Genomic DNA, 13,810 nt, shown 5'->3' on the forward strand with positions numbered 1-13,810 from the left:
GCGAAGGCAGCCTCACAGGCGACACACACCCTGGAACCAGAAATGAAACAGAAAAAAGCCCAATGGCCCTGGCACCTGCTGACCGTGGTCGTGCTGGTCGGCCTGGCTGGCGCCCTGTACTACGCCACCTCGCTGATGTCCTACGAGTGGCGCTGGAACCGCGTGCCGCAATACTTCGCCTATCAGGCCGAAGTGTCCCAGCGCGCCGAGGACATCTCCACCGTCGTTGAGTTGGTGCGCAAAGGCGACGTCGCCGAAGTGACCCTGCGCAACGACGCGGGCGCCGAGCAAAAGCTGACCGTTGCCGACAACAGCCTGCAAGTCGCGCGTGGCGACGACGTTGCCGAAGGCGATGTGGTGGGCGTGACCCGCCATTGGGCATTGGGCCCGCTGATGTGGGGGTTGTGGACCACGCTGTGGCTGTCGGTGGTGTCCGGCATCCTTGGGTTGATCATCGGTCTGGCAACCGGCCTGTGCCGTTTGTCCAGCAACCCGACCCTGCGGGATCTGTCGACGATCTACGTCGAACTGGTGCGTGGTACGCCACTATTGGTGCAGATCTTCATTTTCTATTTCTTTATCGGTACGGTGCTCAACCTGTCCCGCGAATTCGCCGGGATCGCCGCGCTGTCGTTGTTCACCGGCGCGTATGTGGCGGAAATCGTCCGCGCCGGCGTGCAGTCCATTACCCGTGGCCAGAACGAAGCCGCGCGGTCCTTGGGCCTGAGCGCCAGCCAGTCGATGCGTCATGTGGTGTTGCCGCAAGCGTTCAAACGCGTGCTGCCGCCGTTGGCCGGGCAATTTATAAGCCTGGTGAAGGACACATCACTGGTCTCGGTGATTGCCATTACCGAACTGCTCAAGAGCGGCCGCGAAGTGATCACCACCTCGTTTTCGCCGTTTGAAATCCTGTTCTGCGTCGCAGGCCTGTACCTGCTGATCAACCTGCCGCTGTCGAAAATGGCCAGCCGGCTAGAGCGGAGGCTCGCGCAAAGTGATTGAAGTCCGCGATCTGGTAAAAGTCTTCGACACCCGTGGCCATGTGGTCCGCGCGGTCGACAACGTGACCACCCAGGTGGCCAAGGGCGAAGTGCTGGTGGTGATCGGCCCGTCCGGCTCCGGCAAGTCCACCTTCCTGCGTTGCCTCAACGGCCTGGAAGAATTCGACTCGGGATCGGTGAGCATCGACGGCCTGCAACTGGCTGACCCGAAGACCGACGTGAACGCCTATCGCCGCGAAGTCGGCATGGTGTTCCAGCACTTCAACCTGTTCCCGCATATGACCGTGCTGGAAAACCTGTGCCTGGCGCAGAAGGTCGTACGCAAGCGCAGCAAGAAGGAGAGTGAGGCCAAGGCCCTGGCCTTGCTGGAAAAGGTCGGGATTGCGCAGAAGGCCAACGAGTTTCCATCACGCTTGTCCGGCGGCCAGCAGCAGCGGGTCGCGATTGCCCGGGCCTTGGCGATGGATCCCAAGGTCATGCTGTTCGACGAGCCCACCTCGGCGCTGGACCCGGAGATGGTCGGCGAAGTGCTGGATGTGATGAAGACCTTGGCCCTGGAAGGCATGACCATGGTCTGCGTCACCCACGAAATGGGCTTTGCCCGTGAAGTGGCAGACCGGGTGCTGTTCTTCGATCACGGCAAATTGCTGGAAGATGCGGCCCCGGCCGAGTTCTTCGATGCGCCGAAAGACCCCCGGGCCCAGGCGTTTCTGCGTCAAGTTCTGTAGGACTTGGTCAGGGCGGTCAGACCTTGAACTGCCCCACGCACTGCTGCAAATCCGTTCCCAGTCGCGCCAGTTCGATGCTCGCCGCTGCCGTCTGTTCGCTGGCGGCGGCGGTTTGCTCCGAGGCATCGCGAACTTTCAATACACTGCGATTGATCTCTTCGGCGACCGCGCTTTGCTCTTCGGCGGCTGCCGCAATCTGTGGGTTCATTTCCTGGATGACCAGGACTGTACGGGCGATTTCGCTCAGGGCGTCCCCGGCATTGCGTGCCAGGCCGACGCTGTTGTCGGTCAGCGTGCGGCTGTAGTCCAGGATATCGGCGACTTGCTGCGTGCCACTGTGCAAGCCACCAATCAACTCTTCGATTTCCTCGGCGGACTGCTGGGTCCTTTGAGCGAGGCTGCGTACCTCATCGGCGACTACCGCAAACCCTTGGCCAGCCTCGCCGGCCCGTGCGGCTTCTATCGCGGCGTTGAGCGCCAGCAGATTGGTCTGCTGCGACACGGACTTGATCACATCCAGCACGCTGCCGATCTTCTGGCTCTCCCGTTGCAACGCCAGCATGGCCTGGCTTGAGCGTGCCATCTCATGGGCGAGGTGCTCAATTTGCGCCACGACATCCGTCACGACCTGATCGCCCAGGTCAGTCTGGTGATTGGCCTGGCCGGCGGCAATCGAAGCCTGCTCGGCATGGCGCGCAACCTCCTGGGCGGTGGCCAGCATCTGATTCATGGCGGCTGCCACCTGCTCGGTTTCCTCTCGCTGATTACTCACCCCCGCACGGGTTTGTTCGGTGATGGTGGAAAGCTCCTCGGCAGCGCTGGCGATTTGCTGCGCGTTATCGCTGATATTGCCAATCAGCCCGCGCAGGTTCAGCGTCATCTGAGTCATGCTGTGTTGCAGCTGGCCCAACTCATCCTTGCGACGGGTCTGCACTTCGTGGCTCAGATCGCCTTCGGCAATGCGATTGGCCACTGACAGGGCTTTGCGCAGCGGTGTCACTATTTGTCCGGCAATCACCCAGGCGGCCAGGATGCCCAAAAGCAATGCGGCAGCGGTCACGCCGAGGGTTTGGGTGCGGGCTTGCTCGGCTTCGTGGTCGCGTCGCTGGGTCTGATCCTGGCTCAACAAATCACTCTGCCCGAGTAACTGATCCAACTGCTGCTCCAACTGGTTTTGCGATTTTTCGGTCGTAAGCTGGGCTTCCTTGAGGCGTGTCAGGCGGGTGCGGATCTCGAGTACGGCATTTTTCAGTGCGGTGCTATCGACCGGCAGCTTCGCGACGGCCGCCTGGGCGAGTTCGAGGTTGCGCTCTGCGTCGTTCACGGCCTGGGCATAAGCATCCAGGGAACTGGCAGCCCAGGCGGGGCTTTGGGCTCGATCTTCCGCCTGCTCTATGGCCTGGCGCAGGTTTTCGACGGCGTCGAGGGCTTTTTCGTCTTCTTGATCAGGCAAGTCACTGGCCAGTTGCGCCAGCACGTCGCCGGTCCGCGTGGAGCTTTGTTTCAATTCTTCGCGGGTGTTTTCGCGTGTTTTAACCAGCGAAGGCACGTCCTTGAGTGTGGTGTTGAACGTTGCGCCAATACGCGCCATCTCTTGCAGATACTCAATGGGTTTTGGCGCTATCAGTCGGTTGGAAAGCGCCTTAAGGTGCCCATCGATTTTCTCCATGCTCGCGCTCAACCTATTGAGGCTATTGGCATCGTCAAGGGTGCGGTAGAGGATTCTGTCAGCGCGTAATTCCTCACCTGCCACCGCCAGTTGCGCGAGCACGGTCAGCGTTTGCGAACGGTAGAGGGAGGCCGCCAGGGCTTGCCAGCCTGTTACGGCAATGATGAGGCTCAGGGCCAGTACCAGGGAAAAGCCCAAGGCCAGTTTGAGGGTGACACTGGCGTCACCCAACAGGTGAGTCATTCGACGAAGCATGATCAACCTCCGACAAGTGAGTAGCGGGCGTTATCGTCGTGTCGGGCACCGCAGGTGCGCGCACACATTGACGTGACTTGAACGCTAGCTCTCTTGGCGGTCGGGTGAGCCTGATAAACGTGTAGGAAATTTCACAGACTGAAGGCGGCGACCCTGGGCAGGTCGCCACGCGGTGAGGTGCGTCAGACCCTGAAGCGGCCGACCAGTGCTTGCAAATGGGTGCCCAGGCGCGCCAGTTCGGTACTCGACGCTGCGGTCTCTTCACTGGCCGCAGCCGTCTGCTCCGACACATCGCGCACATTCAGCACGCTGCGGTTGATCTCCTCGGCCACCGCGCTTTGTTGTTCGGCAGCGGTGGCGATCTGCGAATTCATCGCCTGGATGGTCGAGACTGTCCGAGTGATGCTCGCCAGGGCACTGCCGGCACGGCGGGTCAGTTCGACGCTGCTGTCGGTCAGGCCGCGGCTGTTGTCCATGATGGTCGCCACTTGCTGAGTGCCGCTTTGCAGGCCGACGATCAGTTCTTCGATCTCTTCGGTGGACTTCTGAGTGCGTTGGGCCAGGCTGCGCACCTCGTCCGCTACCACAGCGAAGCCACGACCGGCTTCCCCGGCACGCGCGGCTTCAATCGCAGCGTTGAGGGCCAGCAGGTTGGTTTGCTGGGCCACGGACTTGATCACGTCGAGCACGCTGCCGATCTTGTCGCTTTCGCGCTTCAGGTCGCCCATGGCAACCGTGGAGTTGCCCACTTCGGTGGCCAGGCGCTCGATCTGGGCGATGGCTTCGCCGACCACCTTGTCGCCTTCACGGGCCTGCTGGTCAGCCGCTACGGCCGCTTCGGAGGCTTCCTCGGCGTTTCGCGCGACTTCTTGCACGGTAGCGGCCATTTCATTCATGGCGGTGGCCACCTGGTCCGTTTCGACCTTCTGGCTGTTGACCCCGGCGCTGGTCTGTTCGGTCACGGCCGACAGTTGCTCGGCGGCGCTGGCGATCTGGGTGACGCCGTCGCTGATGCCGCCGATCAGTTCGCGCAAACCGACGGTCATGCTTTGCATGGCACGTTGCAGCTGGCCCAGCTCATCCTGGCGCATGGAGGTGAGGTTGTGGCTCAGGTCGCCCGATGCCACGCGCTGGGCAACCTGGAGGGTCTGGTTCAGCGGAATCACGATCTGACGCGTGATCGCCCAGGCGGCCACCAGACCGAAGATCAGCGCCAGTACGGTAGCCAGCAGCAAGAGTTGTTTGGCGTGCGCGGCGTCGGCGTCGCGCACCACGGTTTGCGAGAGGGTGAGTTTGTCGCTGTGGCCCAACAGCGTGTCACCCTGGGCACTCATGATCTTCAACGCAGCGGCGGCGGCGGTCTGAGAGTCACGGTACTGGCTGACCGCTGCGCGGTAGGCTTGCAGCGAGGTGCTGGCTTCCTCCAGGTTGGCCTGGTACTGCGCGGGCAGTTGGCCCTGCAGCTCGGTGATCTTTTTCACCGCGTTATCAATGGCGTCGAGGGCCGGTTGTTCAGCCTCGACCTTGGCGCTGTAGGTGTAGCCGCGCACCTGGAAGCGCGCCTGCTGGATCAGTTTGCTCAGGTCGACCACGCTGTTGAACTGCGTGACGCTGTCGCCTTGCAGCAGGCTTTTTTCGACCTCGCTGACCTTCGCTACGGCGTTGTCGGCGGTATCGCCCAGTTTACTGCGGGCACCTTCACGCTTGAGCCCGGCCTGAACCATGGTGGCAAAGGCCTTTTTATACTGGCTCAGGGCGTCCTGTTGCTGTTCGACAAGGGCCTTGTCGTCGGGTTGTTCGATCAAGTCTGCGGCGGTTTGCAGACCACTGTCCAGCTTGGCGATCAGGTTGTTGACCGCGTCGGTGCCTTGTTCGCCGCGCCGCATTTCGAAGTCCAGGCGCGCCAGGCGCAAGTCCTTGGTCAGCCCGTTGAGGCTGGAGATATGGCCCAGCTTGTCACCGCGACTGGTGACATCGCCCAGGCCGGTCCAGCCAGTGAACATGATCAATAATGTCAGCAGTAACACCAGGCCGAAGCCCACGCCGAGTTTGGTCTTGACGCTGATATTCCCCAGCTTTTCGGCTAACCAACGATGCATGCTGCGAACTCCCCTGGAACAAGGCTTGGACTTATTCAAAGGGTATCGGCGGTGACAGACTTTTCTGTAGGAGGGCGGCGAGTGAGATTAGAAGAGACGGGCGAGCAGGGCGGTGACGGCGGTTTCGACGCGCAGGATGCGCGCGCCCAACTGCACGGGCTGCAAGCCAGCTTGGGTGAGCAGGTCCACTTCGTAGGGAATCCAGCCACCTTCTGGGCCGATCGCCAGGGTCACCGGCTCGTCCAGTCCGCGTGGGCAGGCCGGGTAATCACCGGGATGGCCAATCAGCCCCAGGCTGCCTGCGGCCATTGCCGGCAGGCGGTCTTCGACGAAGGGCTTGAAGCGTTTTTCGATGATGATCTCGGGCAATACCGTGTCCCGCGCCTGTTCAAGGCCGAGGATCAATTGCTCGCGAATCGCCTCAGGTTCCAGGAATGGGGTTTGCCAGAAGCTCTTTTCGACCCGGTAGCTGTTGACCAGCACCACCTTGGGCACGCCCATCGCCGCCACGGTTTGCAATACCCGACGCAGCATCTTTGGGCGGGGAAGGGCCAGCAGCAGGGTCAGCGGCAGCTTGGCCGGTGGTGGTTGGTCGACGCTCACTTGCAGCTCGGCTTCGGTGGCTTCCAGGCGCAGCAGTTGCGCATTGCCCATCAGCCCGCCGATGCGGCCGACGCGCAGGCTGTCGCCGACAACGGCGCGATGGACTTCCTGCATGTGCACCAGGCGCCGATCACGCAGTACCACGCGGTCGGCCGCGATGAAGTCGGCCTCTTCCAGTAGCAGCAGGTTCACGGCTGGGTCGCTGGCGGCTGGTCGTCGTCGGGCTGATCATCCGGGTGTTCGCCGCGCTTGCTGATCAAGCCGCTGAACAGGATGCCGATCTCGAACAGCATCCACATCGGTACGGCCAGCAAGGTCTGGGAGAAGATGTCCGGCGGCGTGAGGATCATGCCGACCACGAAGCAGCCGATGATCACGTACGGGCGGATTTTCTTCAGGTACGCCACGTTGACCACGCCGATCCACACCAGCAGTACCACGGCCACCGGAATTTCGAAGGCCACGCCAAAAGCGAAGAACAGCGTCATCACGAAGTCGAGGTAGCTGGTGATGTCCGTCATCATTTCCACGCCGGCCGGGGTGGCGGCGGCGAAGAATTTGAAGATCAGCGGGAACACCAGGAAGTAGGCGAACGCCATGCCGGTGTAGAACAGCAGGATGCTCGACACCAGCAACGGCACGGCGATGCGCTTCTCATGCTTGTACAGGCCCGGTGCGATAAAGCCCCAGATCTGGTGCAGGATCACCGGGATCGCCAGGAACAGCGACACCATCATGGTCAGCTTCAACGGCGTGAGGAACGGCGACGACACATCGGTGGCGATCATCGTCGCACCGGCCGGCAGGTACTGGCGCAGTGGTGTGGAGACGAAGGTGTAGATCTGCTGGGTAAAGGCGAACAACCCGGCAAAGATGATGAAGATGGCCGCTACGCAACGCAGCAGGCGGGTACGCAGCTCGGTGAGGTGCGAGACCAGCGGCATATGCTGGTCGTTTTCCGGTTTATCAGCGCTCATGGGGCTCGCGGCGGCAATGTAGGGTCATGGGGCGCGGGCGACGCGGTGGGCGTCGGCGCAGGCTCGGTTGGCGCGGTCGGTGCCACGGGTGCGGCCTCAACCGCAGGCGCGATGCTGTTTTCGACAGCGGGCTCCGCCGGCTTGGCGGGCTCATGCACGGGCGACAGAATCTTCCGGGCTTCCTGTTCCAACGACAGAATATGCTCGTTGTGCAGTTGCCGACGGATCTCGTCGGCGCCGATTTCCCGTTCAACTTCCTGTTTGATGGCGTTGAAACTGCGTTTCAGGCGCCCGATCCACAGGCCGGCCGTGCGTGCTGCACCGGGCAGGCGTTCCGGCCCCAGTACCAGCAGGGCCACGAGGCCGACGAGCAGCAGTTCAGAGAAGCTGATACCAAACATTAGTCAGTGCTCACGAGTCTTTGCGGGTCGGCTCTTCGACTTTCTCAGCCTGTACGTCGAAGGTGCGACGCTCGGTGATCGGCTGAGTGGCCTGCGGGTGCACAGGCTGCGCCGGGGGGACCGGGTTGGCGGCGGGATCGGCCGGCTTTTCGTCGTCGTTCATGGCTTTGCGAAAGCCCTTGATCGACTCGCCCACGTCGGTGCCCAGGTTCTTCAGTTTCTTGGTGCCGAACACCAGTACCACCACCACCAGGATGACGATCCAGTGTTTCCAGTCAAAAATGCCCATGCTGCAAATCCTCTAGTCTTGGTTATTCAGGCGGACGGGCGCGAGGCCTTCTCGGCATGCCCGGACAAGCCGAAGCGACGGTCCAGTTCATCCAGCACTGCCTGCGGATGCTGCCCCAGTTGGGCGAGCATGACCAGGCTATGGAACCATAGGTCGGCGGTTTCGTAGATGACATCGCTGCAGTCGCCGCTGATTTGCGCGTCCTTGGCGGCGATGATGGTTTCGACGGATTCTTCGCCGAGTTTTTCCAGAATCTTGTTCAAGCCCTTGTGGTACAGGCTGGCGACGTAGGAGCTGTCGGCATCCGCGCCTTTGCGGTCTTCCAGCACCTGGGCCACGCGGTTCAGGGTATCGCTCATGTCTTAGTGTCCTGCCGAGTAAATGGCGTCGGGGTCTTTGAGCACCGGCTCGACGGTCTTCCATTCGCCATTTTCGAAAACGCGATAGAAGCAGCTGTGGCGGCCGGTGTGGCAGGCGATGTCGCCAATCTGCTCGACCATGAGGATCACCACGTCGGCGTCGCAGTCGATACGCATCTCGTGCAGGGTCTGCACGTGCCCGGACTCTTCGCCCTTGCGCCACAGTTTGCCACGCGAGCGTGACCAGTAGATGGCACGCTGCTCAGCGGCGGTGAGGCTCAAGGCCTCACGGTTCATCCAGGCCATCATCAGCACGCGCCCGGTCTTGTAGTCCTGGGCAATGGCCGGCACCAGGCCGTCACTGTCCCACTTGATCTCGTCCAGCCAGTCTTTCATGTTCGGCTCCGGCAATTTGCGACAGTGTATAACCGGATTGGCTATCGACGCACGATCAGATAAATACCCACGGCGACCATGATGCCAGCCGGCCAGTGGCCCAGTTGGTTCAGCGGGCCACCGATGGCCAGCATCACCCCACCGACCAGGTGAGCAGCGCCCAGCAGGCGCAGGAACCAGTCGTCCTTGCGCTTCTTCCAAGGCGGCGCCGGGTCCTTGGCGTGGGGCTGGGACATGCGCTCCAGCAGGTCGCGGGTCATGTTGGCCAGGTGCGGCAGTTGTTCCATCTGGCTGTGCAGGTTGCCCAGCACGGTTTTCGGGCTCATGCGCTCGCGCATCCAGCGTTCCAGGAACGGCTGGGCGGTGTTCCACAGGTCGAGGTCCGGGTACAGCTGGCGGCCCAGGCCTTCGATGTTCAGCAGGGTTTTTTGCAGCAATACCAACTGTGGCTGCACTTCCATGTTGAAGCGCCGCGCGGTCTGGAACAGGCGCATCAGCACCTGGCCGAAGGAAATATCTTTTAATGGTTTTTCGAAGATCGGCTCGCACACGGTGCGGATCGCCGCTTCGAATTCGTTGAGCTTGGTTTCCGCCGGCACCCAGCCCGAATCGATGTGCAACTGCGCCACACGCCGGTAGTCGCGTTTGAAGAAGGCGAACAGGTTGCGGGCCAGGTAGTCCTGGTCTTCCGGGGTCAGGCTGCCGACGATGCCGCAGTCGATCGCGATGTACTGCGGGCTCCACGGGTTCACGGTGCTGACAAAGATGTTGCCGGGGTGCATGTCGGCGTGGAAGAAGCTGTCGCGGAACACTTGGGTGAAGAAGATCTCCACGCCGCGCTCGGCGAGCATCTTCATGTCGGTGCGCTGGTCGGCCAGGGTCGCGAGGTCGGTGACCTGCACGCCGTAGATGCGCTCCATCACCAGCACTTTAGGGCGGCACCAGTCCCAATACACTTGTGGCACGTACAGCAGTGGCGAGCCTTCGAAGTTGCGCTTGAGCTGGCTGGCGTTGGCGGCTTCGCGCAGCAGGTCGAGTTCGTCGTAGATGGTTTTTTCGTAGTCGGCGACCACGTCCACCGGGTGCAGCAGGCGTGCATCGGCCGAGAAACGCTCGGCGGCACGGGCGAGGATGAACAGCCATGCCAGATCCTGGCCGATGATCGGCTTGAGGCCAGGGCGGATTACCTTTACCACCACTTCTTCGCCGGTCTTGAGCTGTGCCGCGTGCACTTGGGCCACGGAGGCCGAGGCGAGGGGCTCGACGTCGAAGCGGCTGAAGACTTCGCTGATCTTCTTGCCCAGTTGCTCTTCGATCAACGCCATTGACTGTTGGGAGTCGAACGGCGGCACGCGGTCCTGCAGCAGCATCAACTCGTCGGCGATGTCCTCGGGCAGCAAGTCGCGGCGGGTCGAGAGGATCTGCCCGAACTTGATGAAGATCGGCCCCAGGTCCTGCAGTGCCAGGCGCAGGCGTGCGCCACGGCTCAGTGCCAGTTGTTTGCGCGGGAACCAGCGCCACGGCAGCACATAGCGCACCGCCAGCAGGAACCACGGCAAAGGCAGGGCGAACAGCAGGTCATCGAGGCGGTAGCGGATTACGACGCGCTGGATACGAAACAAACGGCGGACGGCGAGCAGCTTCATGCGTTATCGCTTGGATCAAGGGAACGGCTTAGGCGCTCGAAGCGCGCCTCAAGGCGTTCCAGGTCGATTTTGGCCTTGTCGAGTTCACGAAAGCGCGCTTGCGCTTCCCGTTCTCCGACCAGGGTGCGCGATTCTTCGCTCAGGTATTCGGCGAGGTTCTGGTTAAGGCTGGCGAACCCTTGCTGGTACCAGCGCGAGCGGCTGCGCAGGTGCCCGCTGATCAACTGGGTGGCCACTGGACCGATCCAGCGCGACAGCTCGTATTCCCAGTCCAGTTCCAGGTCCTGCAGCACGGCGGCCAGGTCCATCAGCACCGAACTGTCGCCTTCCAGCTCCACCTCGGCGCTGTGCAGGATGGCCGTCTTATTGCGGCTCAGGGCCAGGTGCAGCAGGCTCGATGCCGGCGCACGCAGGGTACAGTCGGCTTCTGCGGCCCATTGGCTCGCGAGCATCAGGCCTTCATCGCAGGGCAGGATAAACAGCTGCAAGGCGGGGCTGCGGCAGTCGACGGCAATGACTTTGCCGCTGAGGTGCGCAAGCCGCGCCAGGGCGGTACTGTCCAGGCGCAGCACACGGTTGAGGCCGTGTTCAACGCTGGCGAGAAGGCCGGCGAACAGCATCAGGGCTTGATGCCGCGATGCAGGGCGACGATGCCCGAGGTCATGTTGTGGTAGGTCACGCGGTCGAAACCGGCTTCTACCATCATTGACTTCAGGGTTTCCTGATCGGGGTGCATGCGGATCGATTCGGCCAGGTAGCGATAGCTTTCGGCGTCATTGGTGATCAGCTTGCCCATCAATGGCATGAAGGCGAAGGAGTAGGTGTCATAGACCTTGGACATCAGCGCGTTGGTCGGCTTGGAGAACTCCAGCACCAACAGGCGGCCGCCCGGCTTGAGGACGCGCAGCATCGAGCGGATCGCGTCTTCCTTGTGGGTCACGTTGCGCAGGCCGAAGGCGATGGTCACGCAGTCGAAATGGTTGTCGGGGAACGGCAACTTTTCAGCGTCGGCCTGGACGAACTCGATATTGCCCGCCACGCCCTTGTCGAGCAGGCGGTCACGGCCGACCTTGAGCATCGAACCGTTGATGTCCGCCAAGACCACCTGGCCGGTCGGGCCAACGAGCTTGGAGAACTTGGCCGCCAGGTCGCCCGTACCACCGGCGATGTCCAGTACGCGGTTGCCGGTGCGAACACCCGACAGCTCGATGGTGAACCGCTTCCACAGGCGGTGCATGCCACCGGAGAGCACGTCGTTCATCAGGTCATACTTGGCCGCTACGGAATGGAACACCTCAGCGACTTTTTCCGCTTTCTGGCTTTCCGGGACGTTCTTGAAGCCGAAGTGAGTGGTGGGTTCGGCATCGCTGCCTTTGCGCTGATCAGTCATATCGCTGTCACCAAAAGAGAATGCGGGACATGATAATCCCCAAGGCCTACTTTGTCTTGGCAAGGCTGCAGGTAAGATGGGTGGTCACCGAGACCTTTTGCCGCATCGAAGGTATCCACTTCCCCATAAAGAGGAGTCATTGCAATGGCCCGTATAACCGTTGAGCGTGCACATTCCCTGGGTAAAGAAGGCGCACGTGCAAAGGCCGACAAGTTGGCGCACAAACTCAAGGAGCACTATGGCCTGGAGCCGTCGTGGTCCGGCGATACCTTGAACCTCAAGCGTTCGGGGGTTAAGGGCACTGTAGTCGTCGCCGATGATTCGTTGCGCATTGATGTGGAACTGGGCCTGTTGATGTCGGCCATGAGTGGCACCATCAAGTCCGAAATCGAAAAGGCCCTGGATAAAGCGTTGGCGTGATCAACCTGTTCTTAGGGTGCCGATTCTAATTTTCCAGCCTACTTTGTGCCCAAGCCCTCAACTCCTGTGGGCCGTTCCTCCACCCTATTCTGCGTGAGGTGCACCATGGCCAAAGTTATCCTGAAGAAAAAAATCGACGCCCAGACCACTACCTTGAGCGAGGTTAAATCCTACGCCCGCAAGATCTGGCTGGCAGGACTTGGTGCTTATGCCAAGGTCGGAAGCGAGGGCGGCGATTACTTCAAAGAGTTGGTTAAAGCCGGTCAACATGTTGAAAGTAAAGGTAAAAAAGTTGCAGTTGAACAACTTGAAGCCGCCAACAGTCAGATTGACCAAGTAAAGAGTAATGTCTCCTCCGTCAAAGGTCTGGTAGAAGTTCAGCTTGATAAAGTTGAAAAAGCTTTTGACACTCGTGTTGCCAGTGCCTTGAATCGAATCGGCATTGCGTCTAAACATGACGTTGAGACACTCTCTGCTAAGCTCGAAGAGCTGACGACATTGCTAGAACGTGTCGCGCGTAAACACTAAGGAGACATCGGGATGGCTGTTAAAAAGACTACTCAGAAAGAAGGCAGCTCGTGGGTCGGGGAAGTTGAAAAATATTCCCGTAAGATCTGGCTTGCTGGTTTAGGCGTGTACTCGAAGGTTAGCAGTGACGGCGGCAAATACTTCGAGACTTTGGTCAAGGACGGCGAGAAGGCCGAGAAGTTGACCAAAACCACGGTTGGTAAAAAAGTTGAAGCGGCCAAGGCAACTGCCGGTTCCGCCAAGTCGAGCCTTTCGGACACTTGGGGCAAGTTGGAAGAAACTTTCGACAAGCGCCTCAACAGTGCCATTTCGCGACTGGGCGTGCCGAGCAAGGCAGAGCTGAAGACGCTGCACAGCAAGGTCGATACCCTGACCAAGCAAATCGAGAAACTGACCGGCGCTAAAGTGGCTCCCGTGAAAACGGCGGCGGCCAAACCGGCTGCCAAGCCAGCGGCGAAAACCGCAGCGGCCAAACCGGCTGCGAAAACTGCCGCCAAGCCTCTGGTGAAAGCTGCCGCGAAACCGGCTGCCAAACCCGCTGCCAAGGCAACCGCTAAACCCGCCGCCAAGCCGGCGGCAAAAACGGCAGCTGCCAAGCCCGCCGCCAAGTCGGCAGCTAAGCCGGTAGCCGCGAAAGCTGCTGCCAAGCCTGCCGCTAAGCCAGCAGCCAAGGCAGCCGCAAAACCTGCCGCCAAGCCTGCGGCTAAAACCGCAGCCGCAAAACCCGCTGCCAAACCCGCCGCTGCGAAACCTGCAGCCAAGCCGGTCGCCGCGAAACCCGCCGCCAAACCTGCTGCAGCCAAGCCAGCGGCAAAACCCGCCGCCGCGAAGAAGCCAGCGGTAGCGAAAAAGTCAGCAGCACCGAAGCCTGCGGTTGCGGCCAAGCCTGCTACTGCGCCAACCGCTTCCACAGCCAACTCGGTGTCCGCGCCGACCCCTGCTGCTGTGACCCCGACTGCAACGCCGGCAACCCCGACGCCATCCAGTCAGTCCTGATTTTTCCCAGGACACAAAAAATGCCCGGCCTGCAAAGGTCGGGCATTTTTTTA

General features: G+C 61.1%; 16 protein-coding genes and 1 pseudogene. 5 read left to right on the forward strand and 12 right to left on the reverse strand.

The window, feature by feature from the left end; genetic code table 11:
- Positions 1-42 precede the first annotated feature (42 nt).
- Positions 43-1,002 carry an amino acid ABC transporter permease gene (locus tag AB4N92_RS14020; RefSeq protein WP_010213816.1) on the forward strand — a complete coding sequence of 320 codons (960 nt, stop codon included), beginning with the start codon at positions 43-45 and terminating at the stop codon, positions 1,000-1,002.
- Positions 995-1,729, forward strand: coding sequence for an amino acid ABC transporter ATP-binding protein (locus AB4N92_RS14025; RefSeq protein WP_010213814.1), 735 nt, complete (start codon positions 995-997; stop codon positions 1,727-1,729). The genes AB4N92_RS14020 and AB4N92_RS14025 overlap by 8 nt, the downstream gene beginning before the upstream one ends.
- A 16-nt stretch (positions 1,730-1,745) precedes the next feature.
- Here the strand turns inward: AB4N92_RS14025 and AB4N92_RS14030 are convergent, their stop codons facing one another.
- The 12 genes and pseudogenes from AB4N92_RS14030 to ubiE all read right to left on the reverse strand — a co-directional run bounded on the left by AB4N92_RS14030 (position 1,746) and on the right by ubiE (position 11,813).
- Positions 1,746-3,653, reverse strand: a complete 1,908-nt coding sequence (locus AB4N92_RS14030; RefSeq protein WP_031290884.1) for a methyl-accepting chemotaxis protein — start codon at positions 3,651-3,653, stop codon at positions 1,746-1,748.
- A 182-nt stretch (positions 3,654-3,835) separates the two neighbouring features.
- A complete protein-coding gene (locus AB4N92_RS14035) occupies positions 3,836-4,744 on the reverse strand; it encodes a methyl-accepting chemotaxis protein (protein ID WP_439653479.1) in 909 nt (302 codons plus the stop codon).
- Positions 4,742-5,752 (reverse strand): annotated as a pseudogene (locus AB4N92_RS14040) (methyl-accepting chemotaxis protein); the annotation flags it as partial. The pseudogene AB4N92_RS14040 and the gene AB4N92_RS14035, both read right to left, overlap by 3 nt.
- Before the next feature lie 87 nt (positions 5,753-5,839).
- Positions 5,840-6,547, reverse strand: coding sequence for a 16S rRNA (uracil(1498)-N(3))-methyltransferase (locus tag AB4N92_RS14045; protein WP_010213807.1), 708 nt, complete (start codon positions 6,545-6,547; stop codon positions 5,840-5,842).
- A complete protein-coding gene (tatC, locus tag AB4N92_RS14050) occupies positions 6,544-7,332 on the reverse strand; it encodes a twin-arginine translocase subunit TatC (protein WP_010213805.1) in 789 nt (262 codons plus the stop codon). Before tatC ends, AB4N92_RS14045 begins: the two co-directional genes overlap by 4 nt.
- Positions 7,329-7,733 (reverse strand): Sec-independent protein translocase protein TatB, encoded by a 405-nt coding sequence (tatB, locus tag AB4N92_RS14055; protein ID WP_010213803.1) that lies wholly within the window; start codon positions 7,731-7,733, stop codon positions 7,329-7,331. Before tatB ends, tatC begins: the two co-directional genes overlap by 4 nt.
- Before the next feature lie 10 nt (positions 7,734-7,743).
- Complete coding sequence (locus AB4N92_RS14060; protein ID WP_003171180.1) at positions 7,744-8,022, reverse strand: twin-arginine translocase TatA/TatE family subunit; 279 nt, start codon at positions 8,020-8,022, stop codon at positions 7,744-7,746.
- Positions 8,023-8,048: 26 nt separating this feature from the next.
- The gene (locus AB4N92_RS14065; RefSeq protein WP_003209299.1) at positions 8,049-8,381 is read right to left on the reverse strand and encodes a phosphoribosyl-ATP diphosphatase; all 333 of its coding nucleotides are present in this window, start codon (positions 8,379-8,381) and stop codon (positions 8,049-8,051) included.
- A gap of 3 nt (positions 8,382-8,384) precedes the next feature.
- Positions 8,385-8,777, reverse strand: a complete 393-nt coding sequence (gene hisI / locus AB4N92_RS14070; protein WP_010213799.1) for a phosphoribosyl-AMP cyclohydrolase — start codon at positions 8,775-8,777, stop codon at positions 8,385-8,387.
- A gap of 41 nt (positions 8,778-8,818) precedes the next feature.
- Positions 8,819-10,423 carry a ubiquinone biosynthesis regulatory protein kinase UbiB gene (gene ubiB, locus AB4N92_RS14075; protein WP_010213796.1) on the reverse strand — a complete coding sequence of 535 codons (1,605 nt, stop codon included), beginning with the start codon at positions 10,421-10,423 and terminating at the stop codon, positions 8,819-8,821.
- Positions 10,420-11,043 (reverse strand): ubiquinone biosynthesis accessory factor UbiJ, encoded by a 624-nt coding sequence (locus AB4N92_RS14080; protein ID WP_236267100.1) that lies wholly within the window; start codon positions 11,041-11,043, stop codon positions 10,420-10,422. Before AB4N92_RS14080 ends, ubiB begins: the two co-directional genes overlap by 4 nt.
- The gene (ubiE, locus tag AB4N92_RS14085; protein WP_003171186.1) at positions 11,043-11,813 is read right to left on the reverse strand and encodes a bifunctional demethylmenaquinone methyltransferase/2-methoxy-6-polyprenyl-1,4-benzoquinol methylase UbiE; all 771 of its coding nucleotides are present in this window, start codon (positions 11,811-11,813) and stop codon (positions 11,043-11,045) included. Before ubiE ends, AB4N92_RS14080 begins: the two co-directional genes overlap by 1 nt.
- Positions 11,814-11,957: 144 nt before the next feature.
- Here ubiE and AB4N92_RS14090 point away from each other — a divergent pair, with 144 nt between their 5' ends.
- The 3 genes from AB4N92_RS14090 to AB4N92_RS14100 all read left to right on the forward strand — a co-directional run bounded on the left by AB4N92_RS14090 (position 11,958) and on the right by AB4N92_RS14100 (position 13,757).
- On the forward strand, positions 11,958-12,233 hold the full coding sequence (locus AB4N92_RS14090) for a polyhydroxyalkanoic acid system family protein (RefSeq protein WP_021492330.1): 276 nt from the start codon (positions 11,958-11,960) through the stop codon (positions 12,231-12,233).
- A gap of 105 nt (positions 12,234-12,338) precedes the next feature.
- The gene (locus AB4N92_RS14095; protein WP_010213785.1) at positions 12,339-12,761 is read left to right on the forward strand and encodes a phasin family protein; all 423 of its coding nucleotides are present in this window, start codon (positions 12,339-12,341) and stop codon (positions 12,759-12,761) included.
- 12 nt (positions 12,762-12,773) lie between these two features.
- Positions 12,774-13,757, forward strand: coding sequence for a phasin family protein (locus AB4N92_RS14100; protein WP_236298234.1), 984 nt, complete (start codon positions 12,774-12,776; stop codon positions 13,755-13,757).
- Positions 13,758-13,810 lie beyond the last annotated feature (53 nt).

Source organism: Pseudomonas sp. S3_A09 (assembly GCF_054668065.1).